Genomic DNA, 20375 nt, shown 5'->3' on the forward strand with positions numbered 1-20375 from the left:
GTTTTTCTGCCGCCGGTTCATCCCGGGCGTGGCAGAATCGCGGTGATCCATACGGTATGCCCCATGTCTGCTTCCCGCTCGACTTCTGGCAAGAACATCACTTTCCACCTGCCCCGCCGCAGCCTCGTGATCGCCGCGATCGCCTTCGGCGTGGGCCTGCTGCTGTTCCTGGTGGTATGGCTGAGCAGCCGCAACTCCGACTTCTACAAGGCCGACCCGGCCGCGCAGACCCCCGCCCAGGTGGCCGACGTGGTGCCGCTGCCCGAGCCGCTGGCCGCTGCCGCCGGCTCCAGCGACATGCCCGACGCCAAGGCCCCGCCGGTCAACGAGGAAAAGCCGCAGCTGGTGGAGACGGCCCCGCCGCCACCGCCGTCCGCCCCGGCTGCGGCCGCCGCACCCACCGCGCCCACGGCCATGGCGCCGAGCGACCGCCCGCAGCCGATCGCCGACCAGTCGCCGCCGCCGAGTTACCCGCCCGCCGCATTGCGCCGCGGTGACCGCGGCACGGTGGTGGTCCGCGTGGATGTGGATGCCACCGGCTATCCCTCGGCCGTGACGTTGATCCAGCGCAGCGGTTCACGCGACCTTGACCGCGCGGCGTCCGATGCGGTGCGTCGCTGGCGTTTCCAGCCGGCGCAGAACAACGGTGTGCCCGTGCCTGGCAGCCTGGAAGTGCCGTTCGACTTCACGCCGCAGTGAATCATCGCCGCCACGTGCGGCGATTGTGCAACGGCTCAGCAAACTGAACCTCGATGGGAATGCAGTCGTCGCGTTGACGTTGCGCTGACACATCCACAACCGTGTCCGGGCAAGACTGCGGGTGTCACATCGACACCAGGAGTCAGCCATGAGTGTTACCCATGCCCCGGACATGCCCCATTCGCCGCAGCATCAGCGCGACGTGATCGATGAGCCCCACCATCGCCGCACCTCCCCCTGGTTGTGGGTGGCGTTGATCGTGGCGATGTTCGCCGCCGCGCTGGTGTGGCTGCGGTATGCCACCCCGGGCGATACGAACGACGCGCCGGTGGGCCAGCGCATGTTGCCCGCCACCGAAACTGCACCCGTGGCCACCACGCCGGCACCTGCTGCGCGCCAGGCCGCACCGGCGGCCGAGCAGCGCAAGGCGACGCCGGCCGTGCGAAACCGCGAGGCCCGTCCGCTGGCAAGCAACGCCAAGCCGGCTTACCCGCGCACTGCCCTGCGCAGCGGCGTGCAGGGCAGTGTGGTGGCCAGCCTCAACGTGGATACCCGCGGCCAGGTGACCGAGGCGAATATCGTGCAGCGTAGTGGCACGCGTGATCGCGATCTGGATCGAGCGGTACTGACCACCGTGCGCGACTGGAAGTTCGAGCCGGCGATGCACAACGGCCGTCCCGTGGCCAGCGTGGTGCGCGTGCCGGTGGATTTCCGCACCGAGCGCTAAACGGAGGCGCTGAGGCGGAAACGAAAAGGGAGGCCATTGGCCTCCCTTTTTTCGTCCCGCGTATCGACGCAAGGCGACAGGTAGTGCCGGGCGCTGCCCGGCAACCACCCAGGTCTCGACGCAGCCGCCGGACAGAGCCGGGCGCTACCTCAAGCGGCGCGAAGCCCGAAGCCGGCGCCCGTCGCCAGGCCATCGAAGTCCGGGAAGGACGTCGCCACGTTGGCGATGTCATTGACGCGCACCTCGCCACTGCTGAGCTGGCCGGCAATCGCGAAGGCCATTGCGATGCGGTGATCGCCGTGGCTCTCGATGGTGCCGCTGCCAAGCACGGCGCCGCCATGGATCGTCGCGCCGTCATCGGTTTCATCGACCCGCACGCCCAGGGTACGCAGGCCGGTTGCCATCGCGGCCAGGCGGTCCGATTCCTTGACCCGCAGTTCGGCCGCACCGCGCACCACCGTGTTGCCCTGCGCCGCTGCCGCCGCGACGAACAACGCCGGGAACTCATCGATCATGTCCGGCACCAGCGCTTCGGGAATCTCGGCACCGTGCAGCGGTGCGTAGCGCACCACCAGATCGGCCACCGCTTCCCCACCCTGCTCGGCATGGTTTTCTTCGGTGATGTCCGCGCCCATCAGGCGCAGCGCCGCCAGCAGCCCGGTACGGCGCGGGTTGAGGCCCACCGCACGCAGGCGCAGTTCGGAACCCGGGATGACGCTCGCCGCCACCAGGAAGAACGCCGCCGAGGAGAAATCGGCCGGCACCACGATATCGGTCGGGCGCAGCCGCTGGCCGCCACGCAGGCGTGCCTTGCCCGGGGAGAACTCGATATCCACGCCGAACGCGCGCAGCATGCGTTCGCTGTAATCGCGGGTCGGGTGCGGCTCGGTGACGGAGGTTTCGCCATCGGCGTACAGACCGGCCAGCAGCACGGCGGATTTGACCTGCGCGCTGGCGACCGGCGAGGCGAACGCGATGCCGTGCAGCGCCTGCCCGCCGTGCACACGCAGTGGCGGGGTGCCATCGGCCTCGGTATCGATCTTCGCGCCCATCTCGGCCAGCGGGCCGGTCACGCGGCGCATCGGGCGGCGCGACAGCGATTCATCCCCGACCGTCACCGAGTCAAACGGCTGTGCAGCCAGCAGCCCGGCCAGCAGACGCATGCCGGTGCCGGCATTGCCGCAATCCAGCGGTGCGCTCGGTGCCTTCAGTCCATCCACGCCGACGCCGTGCACGATGCGCTGCGAGGGCGACGGGGTGTCGATGCGCACGCCCATCTGCGAAAAGATCGCCGCGGTGGCGCGGGTGTCTTCGCCTTCCAGGAAGCCATCGATACGCGACACGCCATCGGCCAGCGCGGCAAACATCACCGAGCGGTGCGAGACGGACTTGTCGCCGGGAATGGTCAGGCTGCCCTGCAGGGGCTGGCCCTTGTGGGCGATCCAGTACGGAGATGCGGTCATCGGAAATCCTAGGGGCGGGCCGCCGCGGCGGCGATGCAACGGTGTGCGGGAGGGGCCGCAGCGCCCCTACGGGCGCCGGGCCGGGCGCAGCGCGCGAGGCGGCTACGCCGGTCGGATCAGGGCACGGCGACCGGATAGGAGCCGAGGATCTTGATCTGCGCCGAGTGGGCTTTCAGTTCGGCCAGGGCCGCCTGCATCGCCTCGTCGTCGACATGGCCGGCCAGATCGATGAAGAAGCCGTACTCCCACTTGGCGTTGTGCGAGGGGCGCGACTCGATCCGGTTCATGCTGATGCCATGCCGCGCGAACGGGCTGAGCACATCGAACAGCGCACCGGGCTTGTCGTGGATGAACACCAGCACCGAGGTGCGGTCGTGGCCGGAGGTCGGGAAGATGTTGCGGCCGATGACCAGGAAGCGCGTGGTGTTGTCCGCGTCGTTCTGGATCGGCTTGGTCACCACCTTCTTCAGGCCGTACACATGCCCGGCGCTCTCGCCACCAATCGCGGCGGCATCATCGGCATTGCGGGCGCGGCGCGCGCCTTCGGCATTGCTGGAGACCGGAATCTTCTCGGCCTTGGGCAGGTTGGCGCGCAGCCACGAGGATGTCTGCATGAACGACTGCGGATGGCCGTAGACGCGCTCGACATCCTCCAGCCGGCCACTGCGCGACATCAGGTACTGCTGCACGCGCAGTTCCACTTCGCCGCAGATCTTCAGGTTGGAGGTCAGGAACATGTCCAGGGTGATCTGGATGGTGCCCTGCCCCGAGTTCTCCACCGGCACCACGCCGAAATCGGCGTTACCCGCTTCCACTTCCTGGAACACTTCTTCGATGCTGGCCAGTGGTAGGCCCAGCGCCGAGCGGCCGAAGTGCTTGAGCACGGCCTGCTGGCTGAAGGTACCTTCCGGGCCGAGGTAGCCGATCTTCAGCGGCTCCTGCTGGGCCAGGCAGGCCGACATGATTTCGCGGTAGACGTGGACCAGCACTTCATCGCTGAGCGGGCCCTCGTTGCGGTCCACCACCATGCGCAGCACCTGCGCTTCGCGCTCGGGGCGGTAGTAATCCACCGCGGCAGCAAGCTTGCCCTTGGCCTTGCCGACCTGGTGGGCGAAGTTGGCGCGCTCGGCGATGAGCGCCTGGATGCTGCGGTCGATATGGTCGATCTTGGCGCGCACGTCCGACAGCACGGGCGCGGCAACGGCCGGCGCGGCGTCGCGCTTGGCGGCCTTGGCCTTCTTCGCGGGAGCAGCCGCCTTGGGCGGGGTCGGCGCTGGCTTGGCAGCCTTGGGCTTGGCGGGTTTGGTGGCCATCTGGGTTCCAATTGCAGTGGGGCGGCGGGCGTCCCGGGAAAAACGAATGCGTCAGCCGTTGCGCTGCTGGAAATCGCGCATGAAGGCGGCCAGCGCCTGCGCGCCCTCCACCGGCATGGCGTTGTACAGCGAGGCGCGGATGCCGCCGACCGCCTTGTGGCCCTTCAGCGCCAGCAGGCCGGCGGCTTTGGATTCACTGACGAAACGCGCGTTGAGCGCCTCGTCGGGCAGGAAGAACGGGATGTTCATGCGCGAGCGTGCGGCCGCAACGACCTCATTGCGGTAGAAGCCGCCGGACTGGTCGATCGCCTCATAGATCAGGCCCGACTTGACCGCGTTGCGGCGGGCGAATGCTTCCACGCCGCCTTCGGCCAGCATCCACTGGAACACCAGCCCGGCCAGGTACCAGTTCCAGGTGGGCGGGGTGTTGAGCATGGAATCGCGCGCAACGTGCGAGCGGTAATCGAAGATGTCCGCACGCGGCTGGCCGCTGCGCTCAAGCAGGTCGCGGCGCACGATCACCACCGACACGCCGACCGGGCCGAGGTTCTTCTGCGCGCCGGCATAGATCAGCCCGTACCGGCTGACATCCAGCGGCTCGCTGGCGATCGACGAGCTGAAATCGGCGAACAGCGGCACCTCACCCACGTCCGGGGTGTCACGGAACTCCACCCCGTGGATGGTTTCGTTGGCGGTGATGTGCACGTAGGCCGCGTCATCGGAAAGCTGCCAGCTGGCGCGCGCCGGGATGTCGTGGAAGCCGTTGGCTTCGCTGCTCGCGGCGACGTTGACCGTGACGTAAGGGCTGACCTGCTTGATCGCGGTCTTGCCCCAGTGCCCGGTGAGCACGTAATCCACGGTCTGGCCGGGCTGGGCGAAGTTGAGCGCGAGCAGGGCCTGCTGGGTGGTCGCGCCACCGGCCAGAAACAGCACCGCGTAGTCGTCCGGGATGCCGATCAGGCGACGCAGATCGGCCTCGGCCTGGGCGGCGACGGCCATGAACTCCGGGCCGCGGTGGCTCATTTCGACAATGGAGGCGCCCGCGCCGTTCCACTCCAACATCTCTTCCTGCGCCTGGCGCAGGACCGATTCCGGCAACGTTGCAGGGCCGGCACTGAAATTGAACGCGCGCGTCATGTCACACCTATGGGGCAAGACCCCTAGTATGCCGCAGCGCACCAGCCTTTAGGCCTTGCAGCACAAGGCGAATTTGGTTGCAAACGAATCTAATGGCCCACGCGAGACGTGCCTGGTTGCCGGCCAGCGGCCGGCACTACCTCGCCCCGAACCAGAGCAGCCCGCTCAGCGCTGCGGCCAGCAGCAACGCACTGGCCAACAGCCACGGCCAGCGGCTGACCCGTTTGGGCGCAGCCACCGGTTCCGGGCGCTGGCGTGCGTCGAAGCCGTCGTCCTCTTCTTCGATCACGATGCGCTTGCGGCCGTCGTGCGGGACTTCGAGCACGAAACGGTGCTGGGCATCGAAGACCAGCTGGTCACCCGGCTGCAGCCAGCAATGGCGAACGGTGACGCCATTGACCCGCGTGGACTCACCCGCGCCCAGGTCGCGCAGCAGCAGACGCTCGCCGTGCTGCTCCAGGCGGGCGTGCTGCTCGGCGAAGGCGGGGTCATCGATCACGATGTCCGCCTCGGGTCCGCGGCCGATCACGCGCGGCCGGTCCAGCGTGAAGCTGCGCCCGTGGTGCTGGCCGCCGACCCCACGCAACAGGCGCTGGTCGTCGCCGCCCTCATCGCTGCGTGGCGGCGCGTGCGCGACCGCTTCGCAATCGCCCTGCACCACCATCTCCACGCCGTCGGCGTAGACGGCGTCGCCGGCGCGCAGCAGCGCCATCCGGCGCACCGGGCGGCCGTTGACGTGAATGCCGCGGATGCCGTTGGCGACCTGCAGCCACAGGCCGCGGTCATCCAGGCAGAACTGGGCCAGCAGCAAGGTGCCGGGGGTGTCATCGCCAAGCCGGACGGTGCCCGATGCATGACGCACGATGCGCTGCACCCCGGGCCGCAGGGGCTGGTCAGGATGTTGGCGGTGAGTAAAGTGAACTAGCAGGTTCTGCACGCGGCGCAGCCTAGCAGGTTGAATGTCAGGGAAGAAGAAGTGTGACGCAGACCTTGGAGTTGTGCCTGAGGATGCGCACAATGCACGCCCAAATCCGCGCCGTTGTCCGCCAGGAGGCTGTATGTCCACCATCGATATCCGTCACGCCCACGCCCTGCCCGCCGAAAATGCGCGCAAAGCCATCGAAGAAGTCGCCGCCAAACTGTCCGAGCGTTTCGGCCTGCAATCGAACTGGGTCGGCGACGTGCTGAACTTCAACGGCTCCGGTGTGGATGGCGCGATCGCGCTGCAGCCCGGCCAGGTGCAGGTCACCGCCAAACTCGGCTTCCTGCTCTCGGCCATGAAGGGCATGGTGGAAAGCGAGATCCAGCGCGTGCTGCAGGAAAAGCTCGGCTGAACCGACGCCCGGCCCGGCGCTGCACTGGCGCCGGCCATCACATCGCTTGAAGCCGGCGATGCATACGATCCAAGGGTGTCCACCCAAGGGATCGCCCCATGAATTCACCCAACGACTTCGACGATCGCATCCCCGGCGAGAAGCCCTCGCTGCAGGATCAGGCCGAGCGCTTCTCGCGCAAGCTGACCGATTCGGCCCAGCAGATCTGGCTGGCCGGTCTGGGCGCCTTCGGGCGTGCGCAGGCCGAAGGCAGCCGTGTCTTCGACAACCTGGTCAAGGAAGGCGAGAACATCGAGGCCCGCAACCGCGAGCAGACGGGCGATACGCCGCGCTGGCGGGACAATGTCGAGGAACACCTCGGCGAGGCCCGCGAAAAGGCCAGCGGCACTTGGGACAAGGTCGAGAAGGCCTTCGATGACCGGGTCCAAGGCGTGCTCAAGCGTCTGCACATCCCCACCGCCGAGGATGTCGCCGCGCTCAATGCCCGGATCGACGCGCTCAACACCCGGGTCAACCGTGCCGAGGCCCGCAACGCCTCGCCGTCGGCCGATCCATCGCCGGGCACGCACCAATCGCCGACCTCCGACGCCTGAACTGACCCGCTGCGTCGATTGTTGCAAAGCAGCACGACTTTGTTGACAATCGAAATCGACCCGCCAATCGCTTCCACCGCCGTTTGTTCCCTCCCCTCACGGCTCTGGATTGGCGGGTTTTTTGTGGGCGCTGCTAGCGCAAGGCCCCGCAAAGTGAGACGGCCGTCACCGACGTGACCGCCGGATGCGAACCGCGCCGACAACGACGCGCCGCAGACGTGCAAAGGCGCATATAAACTGTCTATCGCACTTCCCTGTTCATATCCCCCTGCATGCTCTCCTGGATTCTGGCCCTGCTGTTGGCCCTCATCGTCTGGTTCCTGGCCACGGCCTACTTCTGGCTGATCAAACGGAAGCGCAAGGAGACTCAGCTCGGCCTGAATGCCTTGGCCGGCATGCACTGGCGCGAGTTTTCCCTGATCGTCCGGCGCGCGATGCACGAGCAGCGCGGGCTGCAGGATGTACCGGACGAGACCGCAGACAGCCGGGAGCCGCGCAGCGATTTCCTGATGCACGCCGGTCCGCAGCGCTGGCTGCTCTCCTGCAAGCATGGCCGCGCCTACCGGATCGGCACGGCGGCCGTGAACGAACTGGGTGCCGCCGCGCGCCTGGCCGGTGCCCGTGGCGGCATCCTGATCACCGAGGGCAAGGTGGAGCGCGATGGACGCATCGCCGCGGAGAAACAGAGCGTCGAGGTCCTCGATGGCCCGCTGCTGTGGCCGTTGCTGAAGCCCTACCTGCCGGGCGACATGGAGGCCCGGGTCGAGGCCGGTGCCCGTGGCGAAGCCCTCCGCCGTATCTCGATCGCGGCACTGGGCGCGGCGACGTTGGGCCTGATGGTCGGGCTGGGCTCGCTGACCGCCGGGCTGGAAAAGGAGTGGGCCGACGATGAAACCGCGGCGGCCGCGCCGGCTGCAGCGAAAGCACCCGCGCCGGCCGGCACCCAGCCCACTGCTGCGACGCCTGCCCCGGCAGCCCCTCAGGCCGCTGGCGGCGCGGCCGACGCCGCTCCGCCTGCAATGGAAGCGAACCCGGACGACGCCACGCTGGACCGCTACCAGCAGGAGCTGTCACGCAACGTGGCCAGCCGCTCCGGCGTGGCCAGTGGCATCTGGCTGACCCGGCAGACGCTGGCGATCAACCGCACCGGCGAGATCGACACGATCTGGCCGCTGATCTGCGAGGAAGTGACCCGCTACCCGGCGCTGCGCACGGTGCGCATCCAGCTCAACCCGCGCCCCGGCGTGGATGAGCCGGTCCGCTGGCGGCAGTGCACCACGCTGTAGGGCTCAGCGCGCGCCCGGCGAGAACCGGGCGACCAGATCGTAGGCATCGCCCAGGAACATCTGCCGCACGCAGGTGATCGGTTGCTCGCCGCGCCAGGTGAGGCGGTCGATCACCAGGCACGCCGTGCCGGGTTTGACCTGCAGCAGCGTCGCGGCCGCCTCATCCGCGCCCCAGGCACTGATCCGGTGCTGCGCGCGCGTCCAGGAGACGTTCTGCAGCAGCCAGCTGCCTGGCGCGGTCGTCTCGAAATCCACCTCCAGCACCTCCGGCACGCCGACCGGGCTGATCAGGCGGTGCTCCAGCGCCAGCGGCCGGCCATCGGCCAGATGCAGGCAGCGGATCGCCAGCAGCTTCTCGCCGCCGGCCAAGGTGGTTTCTTCGGCCACCTGCTCGCGCGGGCGCCGGTAGGCACGCTCCAGCAGCTGGTAGGCATAGACGTGCCCGCGCGCTTCCACCGCCATCGCGATATCAGGAATCTCCAGCGCCACCTGTTCCAGGTGCGGCGGCTGGCGCGCGACGAACGAGCCCGCACGGCGGCGGCGCTCGATCATGCCGCTCTCGGCCAGCGCGGTCAGCACCTTGTTCACGGTCATCCGCGAGCAGCCGTACTGCTCCATCAGTTCGTGTTCGTAGGGGATGCGGAAGCCAGGCGCCCACTGTCCACTGAGGATGCGGCTTTCCAGATCAGCACGGATGCGCTGATTGAGGGTTGCTGCTTTCTTGCCCGTCACTCTGGATTCCTGCATGGGAGGGCCGGATCAGACCCTCAACAACGGTCGAAGTGCCGCGGCGAACCGTGCGGCCACCGCCTCGCGTTGCGGGTGGCGACCCTCACGGACCCACTGGCGCCCTTGGCGCCACACCGATCGCACGGCGCCATTACGTGCGGCGAACACCCAGCTGTCAAGCAAGGCATCACCGTCGCGGGCGATCAGCGCCGGGTGGTCCGGATCGAGTTCGACGATGTCGGCCGGTGCGCCTGCCTGCAGTCCGGTGGTCACGCCCAGGGCCTGCGCAGCACCGTTCAACGACTGTTCGTACAGCCAGCGGCCGGTGGACTGCCCATCGCCCGGGGCCAGCACATTGCGCCCGCGCAGCTGCAGGCGCTGGCCGTACTCGAGCAGGCGCAGCTCTTCGGCGGCGTCGATCAGCACGTTGGAGTCCGAGCCCACGCCGAACCGGCCGCCGGCACGCGCGAAGGCCTGCATCGGGAACAGACCATCGCCCAGGTTCGCCTCGGTGATCGGGCACAGCCCGGCCACCGCACGACTCGCGACGACCTGCTGCATCTCCGCCTCGGTGATGTGGGTGGCATGCACCAGGCACCAGCGCGCATCCACCGGCGCGTGTTCGTACAGCCACTGCACCGGCCGCATGCCGCTCCAGGCGACGCAGGCATCAACCTCGCGGGTCTGCTCGGCGATGTGGATGTGGACGGGCCCGGTGTTGAGCGGCAGCAACGCCGCCAGTTCCTCGCCGGTCACCGCGCGCAGGCTGTGCGGGGCAAAGCCGAGCACCGCATCGTCCTGGTCCTGCAGCGCGCGCGTGCAGCCCTGCAGCAGCGCGGCAAAGCCGTCCACGTCGTGGATCAAACGGCGCTGGGCCGGATTCGGCGCGGCGCCACCGAAATCGGCATGCGCGTAGAACACCGGCAGCAGGGTCAGGCCGATCCCGCTGGAGCGGGCGGCGGCGGCGATGCGCTCGGCCATTTCGGCACGGTTGGCATACGGCGCGCCGTCCGGGCCATGGTGCAGATAATGGAACTCGCCGACCCGGGTGAAGCCCGATTCCAGCATCTCCACATAGGCCTGCTCCGCGATCGCCTGCATCGCCTCGGGCTGCAGATGCGCCAGGAAGCGGTACATCAGCTCGCGCCAGCTCCAGAAGCTGTCGCCGCTGTTGCCGCCGATCTCGGTCAGCCCGGCCATCCCGCGCTGGAAGGCGTGGCTGTGCAGGTTGCCCAGGCCCGGCACCGCGATCGCCAGCGCGGTATCGCCCGGCTCGGCCGACACACCTTCGGTCACCTCGAGGAGCGTGCCACCCTGGCTGAGGATGCGCACATCGCGCGCCCAGCCGTGCGGCAGCAGCGCGCGGGCAGCGTGGAAACGAAGGATCGGTGCGGGGGTGGCTGGCATCACTGGACATCCCGGAAGAGGCGTCTATATTGTATAGACATATACACCGATGTGGTTGCTGCCATGCACTGTGACACCCTCTGGTACCACGCCAACCTGATCACCGTCGACGGCCCGGGCCTGGGCGTGATCGAGGACGGCGTCATCGCCGCGACCGATGGGCGCATCGTGCATGTCGGTGCTGCCGGTTCTGCCGATCACCTGCAGCCGTTGCAGCGTATCGACTGCGCCGGGCGCTGGATCAGCCCCGGCCTGATCGACTGCCACACCCACCTGGTCTATGCCGGCAACCGCGCTGGCGAGTTCGAACAGCGCCTGCAGGGCGTGAGCTATGCCGACATCGCCCGCGCCGGCGGCGGCATCGTCTCCACCGTGCGCGCCACCCGCGCGGCCAGCGAGGCCGACCTGCTGGCCGCCAGCCTGCCGCGGCTGGACGCCATGCTGGCCGAAGGCATCACCACGCTCGAGATCAAATCCGGTTACGGGCTGACCCTGGCCGATGAGACCAAGCAGCTGACCGTCGCGCGCGAACTGGGCCGCCAGCGCGCGGTCGAGATCGTGCCGACCTTCCTCGGCGCGCATGCGATCCCGCCCGGCCGACAGGCGCAGGAGTACATCGACGAGGTCTGCAACGTCATGATTCCGGCCGTTGCGGCGGCCGGGCTGGCCGAGGCGGTCGACGTGTTCTGCGAGAACATCGCCTTCAGCGCCGCGCAGGCCGAGCAGGTCTTCCTCGCCGCGCAGCAACACGGGCTGGCGATCAAGATCCACGCCGAGCAGCTCAGCAACCAGCACGGTGCTGCCCTGGCGGCACGTCACGGCGCACTGTCGGCCGACCATATCGAACACCTCGACGCCGACGGCATCGACGCCATGCGCAGCGCCGGTACCGTGGCCGTGCTGCTGCCGGGCGCGTTCTATTTCACCCGCGATACCACCCTGCCCCCGATCGCCGCACTGCGCGCCGCCGGCGTACCGCTGGCGCTGGCCACCGATTCCAACCCCGGTACCTCGCCGCTGACCAGCCCGCTGCTGGCGATGAACATGGCCGCCACCCTGTTCCGCATGACCGTGGCGGAGTGCATCGCCGGCTTCACCCGTGAAGCGGCACGCGCACTGGGTCGGCAGGACCGGATCGGCCGGCTCGCCGTCGGCCTGGACTGCAACCTCGCCCTGTGGGACATCGAGGCGCCTGCCGACCTCGTCTACCGCATGGGTTTCAACCCCCTGCACGGCCGCGTGATGCGCGGCCAGCCCGTCTGAATCTAGTGATGTCTGGAGATTTCATGAGCACTACCCTGACCCTGCACCCCGGCGCCGTCACGTTGGCGCAATGGCGCGCGATCCATGACGGCGCGCGGGTGCGGCTGGACCCGGCCTCGGCCGCGGCCGTGCTGCGCAGTGCGCAGACCGTGGCCGACATCGTCGCCAAGGGCGCGCCGGTGTATGGCATCAATACCGGCTTCGGCAAGTTGGCCAGCGTGCGCATCGAGCGCGACGATCTGGAAACCCTGCAGCGCAATATCGTGCTCTCGCATGCCGCCGGCGTCGGCGAGCCCATGCCGGCCCCCGTGGTGCGCCTGATGATGGCGTTGAAGCTGGCCAGCCTGGCGCAGGGCGCCTCCGGTATCCGCCCGCAGACGCTGGCCCTGCTGGAAGCCTTCCTGCAGCACGACTTCATTCCGGTGATTCCGTGCCAAGGCTCGGTCGGCGCCTCCGGCGATCTGGCCCCGCTCTCGCACTTGGCGAGCGTGATGATCGGCGTCGGCGAAGCCTTCGTGGCGGGCGAGCGCCTGCCGGCGGCCGAGGCGCTGGCCAAGGTCGGCCTGGCCCCGCTGGTGCTGGGCGCGAAGGAAGGCCTGGCCCTGCTCAACGGCACCCAGTACTCCACCGCCTATGCACTGGCCGGTCTGTTCGCGATCGACACCGTGTTCCGCGCGGCGTTGGTCACCGGCGCGCTCTCGGTGGAAGCGGCCAAGGGTTCGGACACCCCGTTCGACCCGCGCATCCACAGCATCCGCGGCCAGCGCGGACAGATCGCCACCGCCGCCGCGCTGCGTGCCCTGATGCAGGGCTCGGCGATCCGCGAATCGCACCGCGACAACGACGTGCGCGTGCAGGACCCGTACTGCCTGCGCTGCCAGCCGCAGGTGATGGGCGCCGCGTTCGATGTGATGCGCCAGGCCGCCACCACGCTGGCGATCGAAGCCAACGGTGTGTCCGACAATCCGCTGGTATTCACCGATACCAACGAGGCGCTGAGCGGTGGCAACTTCCACGCCGAGCCGGTCGCTTTCGCGGCGGACATGCTGGCGATGGCCGTGTGCGAGATCGGCTCGATCAGCGAGCGCCGCACCGCGATGCTGGTCGACCCGGCCCTGTCCGGCCTGCCCGCCTTCCTCACCCCGAAGCCCGGCTTGAATTCCGGCTTCATGATTCCGCAGGTCACCGCCGCGGCGCTGGTCTCGGAGAACAAGCAGCGCGCCTACCCGGCCAGCGTCGACTCGATTCCGACCTCGGCCAACCAGGAAGACCACGTCTCGATGGCCGCACACGGTGCGCGCCGCCTGATGGCGATGGCCGAGAACGCCGCCAATGTGATCGGCATCGAGCTGCTGGCCGCTGCACAGGGCTGCGATTTCCATGCCCCGCTGCGCTCCAGCGATGCACTGGAAGCCGTGCGCCAGCGCCTGCGCGCGCAGGTGCCGACGCTGGAAGACGACCGTTACTTCCACCCGGACATGGTGGCCGCCACCGACCTGGTGCGCAGTGGTGTACTGGCCGAGGGGCTGGACGACATCCTGCCGCCGCTGGAGCCGCTGGCATGACTTCCCAACCGGATTGGCTGCAGATCCACCGCGGCGATGTGCCGTTGATCGTCAGCTTCCCGCACACCGGCACCGAGCTGCCCGATGCACTGGCCGCGCAGTTCGTCTCGCCGTGGCTGGCCCGCCGCGACGCAGACTGGTGGGTGCATGAGCTGTACGCCTTCGCGCAGCAGATGGGCGCCACCACGGTGCGCACCGCGGTGTCGCGCTCGGTCATCGACGTCAACCGCGACCCCAGCGGCACCTCGCTGTACCCGGGCCAGAACACCACCGGCCTGTGCCCGCTGACCACCTTCGACAACCAGCCGCTGTACCGCGATGGCCACGGCCCGGACGAGGCGGAGATCGCGCGCCGCCGCGATACCTGGTTCGCGCCTTACCACGCCGCCCTCGCGGCGGAGATCGCGCGACTGCGTGCCCTGCACGGCACCGTGGTGGTGTACGACGCGCACTCGATCCGCTCGCACATCCCGCACCTGTTCGATGGCCAGCTGCCACAGTTCAACCTCGGCACCAACGGCGATACCACCTGCGACAACGCGTTGACCGACGTGGTCGACAATCTGTGCGCGATGAGCGGCATGAGCCATGTGCGCAACGGCCGCTTCAAGGGCGGCTACATCACCCGCCATTACAGCGACATCCCCGGCGGCGTGCACACGCTGCAGATGGAGCTGGCCTGCCGCGGCTACATGCACGAGCCCGAGGCCGTGGATGAGCACAGCTGGCCCACGCCATTGGATCCCGATCACGCCGCCCCGCTGCGCGCCACGCTGCAGCAGGTGCTCGATGCCTGTCTCGACTTCGCTACGTCCCGGAGTGCTGCATGACCCGTCTCGATTCCACCCGCACCATCCTCGCCCCGACCGGCACCACGCTGACCTGCAAGAGCTGGCTGACCGAAGCCCCGCTGCGCATGCTGATGAACAACCTGCACCCGGACGTGGCCGAGCGCCCGCAGGAGCTGGTGGTCTACGGCGGCATCGGCCGCGCCGCGCGCGACTGGGAGAGCTACGACAAGATCATCGAGACCCTGCAGCGGCTCGAAGATGACCAGACCCTGCTGGTGCAGTCGGGCAAGCCGGTCGGCGTGTTCCGCACCCATGTGGATGCCCCGCGCGTGCTGATCGCCAACTCCAACCTGGTGCCGCGCTGGGCCAACTGGGACCACTTCAACGAGCTCGATAAGAAGGGCCTGGCCATGTACGGCCAGATGACAGCCGGCAGCTGGATCTACATCGGCGCCCAGGGCATCGTGCAGGGCACTTACGAGACCTTCGTGGAGATGGGCCGCCAGCACTACAACGGCAGCCTGGCCGGCAAGTGGCTGTTCACCGGTGGGCTGGGCGGCATGGGTGGCGCGCAGCCGCTGGCTGCGGTGATGGCCGGCGCCTCGTGCCTGGCGGTGGAATGCCGCAAGAGCAGCATCGAGATGCGCCTGCGCACCGGCTATCTGGACACCTGGACTGACGACCTCGACGAAGCGCTGCGCCTCATCGAAGAGTCGTGCACTGCCAAGAAGCCGCTCTCGGTCGGCCTGCTCGGCAACGTCGCCGACGTGCTGGACGAGCTGCTGATCCGCGGCGTGAAGCCGGACCTGCTGACCGACCAGACCTCCGCGCACGACCCGGTCAACGGTTACCTGCCGCAAGGCTGGACGGTGGAAGAATGGGACGCCAAGCGAGTCTCCGCGCCGAAGGAAGTGGAAGCCGCCGCGCGCGAATCGATGGCCAACCACATCCGCGCCATGCTCGGCTTCCACTCGCTCGGCGTACCGACCGTGGATTACGGCAACAACCTGCGCCAGATGGCGCTGGAAGAAGGCGTGGAAGATGCGTTCGACTTCCCCGGCTTCGTGCCCGCCTACATCCGCCCGCTGTTCTGCCGCGGCATCGGCCCGTTCCGCTGGGCCGCGCTGAGCGGCGATCCGGAAGACATCGCCAAGACCGATGCGAAGGTCAAGGAGCTGATCCCGGACAACCCGCACCTGCACCGCTGGCTCGACATGGCCGCCGAGAAGATCAAGTTCCAGGGCCTGCCCGCGCGCATCTGCTGGGTCGGCCTGGGCGATCGTGATCGACTGGGCCTTGCCTTCAACGAGATGGTCGCCAATGGCGAGCTGAAGGCACCGGTGGTGATCGGCCGCGATCACCTGGATTCGGGCAGTGTCGCCTCACCCAACCGCGAAACCGAGGCCATGCAGGACGGCTCGGATGCCGTCTCCGACTGGCCGCTGCTCAACGCCCTGCTCAACACCGCCAGTGGCGCCACCTGGGTCTCGCTGCACCATGGCGGCGGCGTCGGCATGGGCTTCTCGCAGCATTCGGGCATGGTCATCGTCTGCGATGGCACCGAGGCGGCGGCCAAGCGCATCGCCCGCGTGTTGTGGAACGACCCGGCCACGGGCGTGATGCGGCATGCCGACGCGGGCTATGAGATCGCGGTGGACTGCGCGAAGGAAAAGGGGCTGGATCTGCCTGGGATTCTGGGCTGATGCGGGTAGGCCCCGGCTCACGGCCGCGGCCCACACCTCAAGGTAGTGCCGGCCGCTGGCCGGCAGCCACCGAAATAACACGTAGTGCCGGCCGCTGGCCGGCAACAACGCAATGATGGTTCTCACGCGACGGGATCGCGTAGATCCTGGCGAGCCGGCCAGCGGCCGGCACTACGGACATCCCGCCGTCGGCGTTCGTCACCCATACGCCCCACAAGGGTGACGAACCCGCAACATCCTGTTAACTTGCGCGCCCCACATGAAGTTGACAGGGTGCCGCGGCGACGTGGGCCGTGTCCGCACTGATACCGCGCACGAATGACTGCCCTCCCGAATCGCTCCACCGCCCCTTCCCTGTCCCTGCTCGCGGGTGCCTTGCTGGCCAGCCTTGCCGCCACCGACATCGCCCATGCCGCGCCCGCCGGTCAGGCGGTCACCCTGGATGCGGTGAACGTCACCGCCGCCGACGCCACCGAGGCGGCGCGCCGCGCGCTGGACCGGGTCGCCGGTGCGGGCAACGTGGTGGATCTGGCGGAGGTCGGCCAGGGCCGCGTCGCCAGCACGGCCGATGTGCTGGCCTATCAGCCCGGTATCAGCGCGCAGAGTGCCGGCAATGAAGGCGTCAAGGTCTCCATCCGCGGCTCGGGCCTCAACCGGGCGCCGGGTGCGCATGCCTCCGGCCTGTCGGTCTCGCTGGATGGCCTGCCGCTGACCGGCCCGGGTGGCACGCCTTACGAGCTGCTGGAGCCGCTGTGGCTGAGCCGCGTCGAGGTCCTGCGCGGCGCCAACGGGTTCGAGCGCGGCGCGCTGGCATTGGGCGGTGCGATCAACTACATCACCCGCAGTGGCCGCGATACGCCCGGGCTGGAGCTGCACTACGAAGCTGGCGCACGCGGCTACCAGAAGCGCGGGATCAGCCTGGGTGGCGTGCGGGACGCTGTCGATTACTTCATCGCCTACACCGACACCGAGTACGACGGCTATCAGCAGCACGCCGCCGGCAAGGGCAAGGGTGCGGTGGCCAACCTCGGCTGGCAGCTCACCCCGGATCTGGAAACGCGCTTCTTCCTGCGCTACCGCGAGACCGATCACGAAACCCCGGGACGCCTGACCCGCGCGCAGATCCGCAACGATCCCCGCGCCGCCAACCCGGCCAACGTGGCCATCGACGCACGCCGCCCGCAGCCGGGCAGCACGTGGGTCGGCAACACCACCACCTACACCATCGATGCAGATTCGTCGCTGCAGGCCGGCCTCGTGTACCACAAGTACCCGATGGACTTGAACGAGAGCCTGTACCGCCAGCAGCTGGACTACGCCAACCTCAACGGCACGCTGGACTACCGCCGCCGGCACGCGCTGTTCGGGCATGACAGCGTGACCACGATCGGCCTGCGCGTCACCCACGATCTGGATGCCAACGTGCGCGAGACCCTGCGCTTTTCCAGCAACGGGTATGCGGCCGGCACGCACACCCGCGACGTTGAGCATTACGGCACCGACAGCGTGCTGCACATCGGCAATGATCTGGCGCTGACCGACACGCTGCACCTGCAGACCGGCATGGCGTTGATCCACACCCGCCGCGATGTGCAGGTCACCTGGCCGGCCACGCCGGAACGGCTGTCCGAGCGCCAATGGGACTATGCGCCGCGGCTGGGCTTCACCTGGCAGCAGACGCCGCAGACGCAGTGGTTCGGCAACCTGAGCCGCTCGGTGGAACCTGCGCATCCTTGGTCGATGATCTGGGGCTCGAACCAGTACTTCACCGCCGGCAACGGTGCCTCCACCGGCCGCCAGCGCGCGCCGGTGGAACTGGACAACCAGACCGCGACCACGCTGGAACTCGGCGCGCGCGGCGACAGCGCACTCGGCCGCTGGGAACTGACCGGCTACTACGCGCGCCTCAACCACGAACTGCTCACCGTGGAAGTGCAACCGGTGCCGAACCTGTTCATCGCCGAATCCAACGCCAGCCCGACCGTGCACCGCGGCATCGAAGCCGGCTTGGACAGTGCGCTGTGGCAGGGCGTCAACGGTCGGCTGTCGTTGCGCCAGGCTTACACCTTCAGCGACTTCCGCTACCGCGATGATGCGCGCTTCGGCAGCAATCGCCTGCCCGGCCTGCCGCGCCACTACTACCAGGCCGAACTGCGCTACGACCACCCGTCCGGCTTCTACGCCGGGCTGAACACCGAGTACGCGTCGAAAATGTTCGTCGACTATGCCAACAGCATGGCCGCCGACAGCCACGTGATATTCGGCACCCGCATCGGTTACGACGCCCCCGGCGGCCGCTGGCAGGCTTGGGCGGAGCTGCGCAATCTCACCGACCGCCACTACGCCGCCACGGTCACCCCGGGCTACGACGATGCGGGCAAGGATGTCGCGCGCTCAACGCCCGGTGATGGACGCGGTGTGTATGCCGGGGTGCGTTGGCGCTTTGACTAAGCGCTGGCAGTCCCCACAGCACGCCCCGCTAGGCCGCCTCGTGGCGGACGTGGTGGGGGACCGCAATGGCGCGCCGCGCGGGGGCGATGGCCGCGATGGCCTGCAGACGGTCGCGGCCGCGCACTTCCACATCGCGCCCCTCCACCGCTACCAGTCCTTCCTCCTGGAAGCGACGCAGCAAGCGGCTGAGCGTCTCCGGTGCCAAGCGCAGGTAGCTGGCGATATCCATCCGCGACATGGTGAACTGCCAGCGGTTCGAGGCGTACCCGCGTGCCGCCATGCGGTCGGCCATATCGATCAGGAACGCCGCCAGCCGCTCGTCGGCCATGCAGTTGCAGGCCAGCTGCGTGGCTCGCGCGATATCCCGGCTCATCAACCGGAACAGTTTGGCCTGCAGCGCTGGCATGCGTGTGGCCAGTTCGGCGACCTCATGAAACGGCAACCGGCACAAGGTCACGGTGTCGAGGGCGATCGCATTGCAGGGATAACGTTGCTCGTCGATAGCGCTGAGGCCGATGAAATCCCCCGGCATATGGAAGCCGAGGGTCTGCTCGCGCCCGTCGCGATCAACGGCGTAGGTCTTGACCATGCCGAGGCGGATGACCGTGATGTACTGGAACGGATCGCCCTGCCGGAACAGCAGACCGCCGGCATGCACCGGCGCGGTGTGTTCGACGAGCCGCTCCAGCTCCTGCAGGTGTGCCGAGGCGAGCACACCCGGGAAGCACTCCGGGGCCACTGGACAGGAACAACACGCCCAGCAACGCGCCGACGGCGTGCCAGCGGTGATGCGCATGATCGTGGGTCTCCTGCGATGCTGCGATGGCCGATTCATACTGTTTTGAGTGGCCCGGTTGTGCAATATCCAGGGGCCAGTATTTCTACTGGTTTGTTCTGTTTGCCCCTGACCGCACCGCACATCCGGACTGAAGCATTCAGTCTGCGCCCGATAGGACTCTGTCACGCGCCGCACGCCCCATATCGCCGCTGCAGCCGCAGCAGCCTACGTGCCGGTAATGGCCCAGGTGATGAAACCGGTGGCGACCGCGCTGACCGCCAGGCCTATCAGGAACAGCCAATCCGCCAGGCCTTCCAGGAACTGGTTGCGCTTGCGCCGGCGCGTGCGCAGCGCCCAATACGCGCTCAGGCAGGCGCCGAGGTAGATCAGCGAATTGATGCTGAGCAGATCATCGCCGAGGGTGTCGACCTGGCGCAGCACGGTAACCACATGCAGCACGCCGACCACGGTCATGCACACCCCCAGCATCGCCGCCGAGGTAGTGAAGATATGTACGCAGATGTCCTCGTCCAGCGTGGCCGCATGCGTCGGCGGCTCGAATGCCACAGGGACGGGAGAAGCGGGCTCGTGCATGGTGTCTCATCGGGCAGTCGGACCTGCACTGGTTACAGGCGACTCCAACGGTAGCGAGCGTCGCAGCCCGGCCACATGACCTGGATCAAGCCGACGCGTATTGCCGGACGAGCCGACCGTATTCAGCGGTCTTGACCAGCCGGCCGCAGGAGGCTGTCACACCACCGCGCCGATCTGGAACATCGGCAGATACAGCCCGAACACCGTCACCAGCGCACCGCCCAGCATCGCCAGCACGCCCAGCACGGCCGCCAGATGGGGGCGATACAGGCCGCCCGGGCCGCGAAACCACTGCAGCAGCACCAGCACCGGCGCGATCCAGGCCCAGCCATACCCGTGGATCAGCGCGCGCGTGAGCCACGGCAGCGCCACGCCGAAGCTGGTGAACACCTCCTGGAACTGCGGCACCACAAAGAACCCGATGGCGGTCATCACGATCGCGGTCAAGCCACTGCTCAGCACGCCCACCGCCAGCAGGCCGTAGCCGCGCGAGGCAGGCGGGAGCGAGGCTCGTACCGCCACCGAGTAGGGATTGTTCATCG

At 68.3% G+C, this 20375-nt stretch carries 19 protein-coding genes; 10 read left to right on the forward strand and 9 right to left on the reverse strand.

What is annotated here, in order from left to right:
- Positions 1-63: 63 nt before the first annotated feature.
- Together AC1DIQ_RS00815 and AC1DIQ_RS00820 are read left to right on the forward strand one after the other, a co-directional pair.
- Positions 64-699 (forward strand): energy transducer TonB, encoded by a 636-nt coding sequence (locus AC1DIQ_RS00815; RefSeq protein WP_121037736.1) that lies wholly within the window; start codon positions 64-66, stop codon positions 697-699.
- A gap of 148 nt (positions 700-847) precedes the next feature.
- Positions 848-1426: an energy transducer TonB gene (locus AC1DIQ_RS00820; RefSeq protein WP_478049278.1), complete on the forward strand. Its 579-nt coding sequence runs from the start codon at positions 848-850 to the stop codon at positions 1424-1426.
- A gap of 149 nt (positions 1427-1575) precedes the next feature.
- Here the strand turns inward: AC1DIQ_RS00820 and aroA are convergent, their stop codons facing one another.
- From aroA to AC1DIQ_RS00840, 4 genes are all read right to left on the reverse strand, one after another.
- Positions 1576-2889 carry a 3-phosphoshikimate 1-carboxyvinyltransferase gene (aroA, locus tag AC1DIQ_RS00825; protein ID WP_478049279.1) on the reverse strand — a complete coding sequence of 438 codons (1314 nt, stop codon included), beginning with the start codon at positions 2887-2889 and terminating at the stop codon, positions 1576-1578.
- 116 nt (positions 2890-3005) lie between these two features.
- Entirely contained in the window at positions 3006-4202 is a 1197-nt protein-coding gene (gene pheA / locus AC1DIQ_RS00830; protein ID WP_102787963.1) for a prephenate dehydratase, read from the reverse strand.
- Between the two features lie 51 nt (positions 4203-4253).
- Positions 4254-5339: a 3-phosphoserine/phosphohydroxythreonine transaminase gene (serC, locus tag AC1DIQ_RS00835; RefSeq protein WP_121037748.1), complete on the reverse strand. Its 1086-nt coding sequence runs from the start codon at positions 5337-5339 to the stop codon at positions 4254-4256.
- 136 nt (positions 5340-5475) lie between these two features.
- Positions 5476-6276: an FHA domain-containing protein gene (locus AC1DIQ_RS00840; RefSeq protein WP_121037751.1), complete on the reverse strand. Its 801-nt coding sequence runs from the start codon at positions 6274-6276 to the stop codon at positions 5476-5478.
- Positions 6277-6397: 121 nt separating this feature from the next.
- Here AC1DIQ_RS00840 and AC1DIQ_RS00845 point away from each other — a divergent pair, with 121 nt between their 5' ends.
- The 3 genes from AC1DIQ_RS00845 to AC1DIQ_RS00855 all read left to right on the forward strand — a co-directional run bounded on the left by AC1DIQ_RS00845 (position 6398) and on the right by AC1DIQ_RS00855 (position 8552).
- Entirely contained in the window at positions 6398-6673 is a 276-nt protein-coding gene (locus AC1DIQ_RS00845) for a polyhydroxyalkanoic acid system family protein (RefSeq protein ID WP_478049280.1), read from the forward strand.
- A gap of 98 nt (positions 6674-6771) precedes the next feature.
- Positions 6772-7266, forward strand: a complete 495-nt coding sequence (locus tag AC1DIQ_RS00850) for a phasin family protein (protein ID WP_019184310.1) — start codon at positions 6772-6774, stop codon at positions 7264-7266.
- Between the two features lie 272 nt (positions 7267-7538).
- The gene (locus AC1DIQ_RS00855) at positions 7539-8552 is read left to right on the forward strand and encodes a restriction endonuclease (RefSeq protein ID WP_478049281.1); all 1014 of its coding nucleotides are present in this window, start codon (positions 7539-7541) and stop codon (positions 8550-8552) included.
- A gap of 3 nt (positions 8553-8555) precedes the next feature.
- Here the strand turns inward: AC1DIQ_RS00855 and hutC are convergent, their stop codons facing one another.
- A complete protein-coding gene (gene hutC, locus AC1DIQ_RS00860; protein WP_121037759.1) occupies positions 8556-9284 on the reverse strand; it encodes a histidine utilization repressor in 729 nt (242 codons plus the stop codon).
- 27 nt (positions 9285-9311) lie between these two features.
- Positions 9312-10688: a formimidoylglutamate deiminase gene (locus AC1DIQ_RS00865; RefSeq protein WP_478049282.1), complete on the reverse strand. Its 1377-nt coding sequence runs from the start codon at positions 10686-10688 to the stop codon at positions 9312-9314.
- 63 nt (positions 10689-10751) lie between these two features.
- Between AC1DIQ_RS00865 and hutI the strand changes: the two genes are divergently transcribed.
- The 5 genes from hutI to AC1DIQ_RS00890 all read left to right on the forward strand — a co-directional run bounded on the left by hutI (position 10752) and on the right by AC1DIQ_RS00890 (position 18461).
- On the forward strand, positions 10752-11951 hold the full coding sequence (hutI, locus tag AC1DIQ_RS00870; RefSeq protein WP_478049283.1) for an imidazolonepropionase: 1200 nt from the start codon (positions 10752-10754) through the stop codon (positions 11949-11951).
- 23 nt (positions 11952-11974) lie between these two features.
- Positions 11975-13516 carry a histidine ammonia-lyase gene (gene hutH / locus AC1DIQ_RS00875; RefSeq protein WP_478049284.1) on the forward strand — a complete coding sequence of 514 codons (1542 nt, stop codon included), beginning with the start codon at positions 11975-11977 and terminating at the stop codon, positions 13514-13516.
- On the forward strand, positions 13513-14346 hold the full coding sequence (gene hutG, locus AC1DIQ_RS00880) for an N-formylglutamate deformylase (RefSeq protein WP_478049285.1): 834 nt from the start codon (positions 13513-13515) through the stop codon (positions 14344-14346). The genes hutH and hutG overlap by 4 nt, the downstream gene beginning before the upstream one ends.
- On the forward strand, positions 14343-16010 hold the full coding sequence (hutU, locus tag AC1DIQ_RS00885) for a urocanate hydratase (RefSeq protein WP_461770034.1): 1668 nt from the start codon (positions 14343-14345) through the stop codon (positions 16008-16010). Before hutG ends, hutU begins: the two co-directional genes overlap by 4 nt.
- Before the next feature lie 318 nt (positions 16011-16328).
- Complete coding sequence (locus AC1DIQ_RS00890; protein ID WP_478049286.1) at positions 16329-18461, forward strand: TonB-dependent receptor family protein; 2133 nt, start codon at positions 16329-16331, stop codon at positions 18459-18461.
- Positions 18462-18489: 28 nt separating this feature from the next.
- Here AC1DIQ_RS00890 and AC1DIQ_RS00895 read toward each other — a convergent pair whose 3' ends face one another.
- The 3 genes from AC1DIQ_RS00895 to AC1DIQ_RS00905 form a co-directional block, all read right to left on the reverse strand.
- On the reverse strand, positions 18490-19257 hold the full coding sequence (locus tag AC1DIQ_RS00895; protein WP_478049287.1) for a cyclic nucleotide-binding domain-containing protein: 768 nt from the start codon (positions 19255-19257) through the stop codon (positions 18490-18492).
- Between the two features lie 207 nt (positions 19258-19464).
- Positions 19465-19833, reverse strand: coding sequence for a hypothetical protein (locus AC1DIQ_RS00900; protein ID WP_461770037.1), 369 nt, complete (start codon positions 19831-19833; stop codon positions 19465-19467).
- Positions 19834-19989: 156 nt separating this feature from the next.
- Positions 19990-20373, reverse strand: a complete 384-nt coding sequence (locus tag AC1DIQ_RS00905; RefSeq protein WP_282262115.1) for a hypothetical protein — start codon at positions 20371-20373, stop codon at positions 19990-19992.
- Positions 20374-20375: the final 2 nt, after the last annotated feature.

This window comes from Stenotrophomonas sp. 05L413 (assembly GCF_056397945.1).

Excerpts from the sequence above, each read along its gene's own strand:
- AC1DIQ_RS00850 (WP_019184310.1), top strand. The coding sequence starts at position 6,772 with ATGAATTCACCCAACGACTTCGACGATCGCATCCCCGGCGAGAAGCCC.
- AC1DIQ_RS00890 (WP_478049286.1), top strand. The coding sequence starts at position 16,329 with ATGACTGCCCTCCCGAATCGCTCCACCGCCCCTTCCCTGTCCCTGCTC.
- hutG (WP_478049285.1), top strand. The coding sequence starts at position 13,513 with ATGACTTCCCAACCGGATTGGCTGCAGATCCACCGCGGCGATGTGCCG.
- AC1DIQ_RS00815 (WP_121037736.1), top strand. The coding sequence starts at position 64 with ATGTCTGCTTCCCGCTCGACTTCTGGCAAGAACATCACTTTCCACCTG.
- AC1DIQ_RS00855 (WP_478049281.1), top strand. The coding sequence starts at position 7,539 with ATGCTCTCCTGGATTCTGGCCCTGCTGTTGGCCCTCATCGTCTGGTTC.
- AC1DIQ_RS00820 (WP_478049278.1), top strand. The coding sequence starts at position 848 with ATGAGTGTTACCCATGCCCCGGACATGCCCCATTCGCCGCAGCATCAG.
- pheA (WP_102787963.1), bottom strand. The coding sequence starts at position 4,202 with ATGGCCACCAAACCCGCCAAGCCCAAGGCTGCCAAGCCAGCGCCGACC.
- hutH (WP_478049284.1), top strand. The coding sequence starts at position 11,975 with ATGAGCACTACCCTGACCCTGCACCCCGGCGCCGTCACGTTGGCGCAA.
- hutI (WP_478049283.1), top strand. The coding sequence starts at position 10,752 with ATGCACTGTGACACCCTCTGGTACCACGCCAACCTGATCACCGTCGAC.
- hutU (WP_461770034.1), top strand. The coding sequence starts at position 14,343 with ATGACCCGTCTCGATTCCACCCGCACCATCCTCGCCCCGACCGGCACC.
- AC1DIQ_RS00900 (WP_461770037.1), bottom strand. The coding sequence starts at position 19,833 with ATGCACGAGCCCGCTTCTCCCGTCCCTGTGGCATTCGAGCCGCCGACG.
- AC1DIQ_RS00845 (WP_478049280.1), top strand. The coding sequence starts at position 6,398 with ATGTCCACCATCGATATCCGTCACGCCCACGCCCTGCCCGCCGAAAAT.
- serC (WP_121037748.1), bottom strand. The coding sequence starts at position 5,339 with ATGACGCGCGCGTTCAATTTCAGTGCCGGCCCTGCAACGTTGCCGGAA.
- AC1DIQ_RS00895 (WP_478049287.1), bottom strand. The coding sequence starts at position 19,257 with ATGCGCATCACCGCTGGCACGCCGTCGGCGCGTTGCTGGGCGTGTTGT.
- aroA (WP_478049279.1), bottom strand. The coding sequence starts at position 2,889 with ATGACCGCATCTCCGTACTGGATCGCCCACAAGGGCCAGCCCCTGCAG.
- AC1DIQ_RS00865 (WP_478049282.1), bottom strand. The coding sequence starts at position 10,688 with ATGCCAGCCACCCCCGCACCGATCCTTCGTTTCCACGCTGCCCGCGCG.
- AC1DIQ_RS00905 (WP_282262115.1), bottom strand. The coding sequence starts at position 20,373 with ATGAACAATCCCTACTCGGTGGCGGTACGAGCCTCGCTCCCGCCTGCC.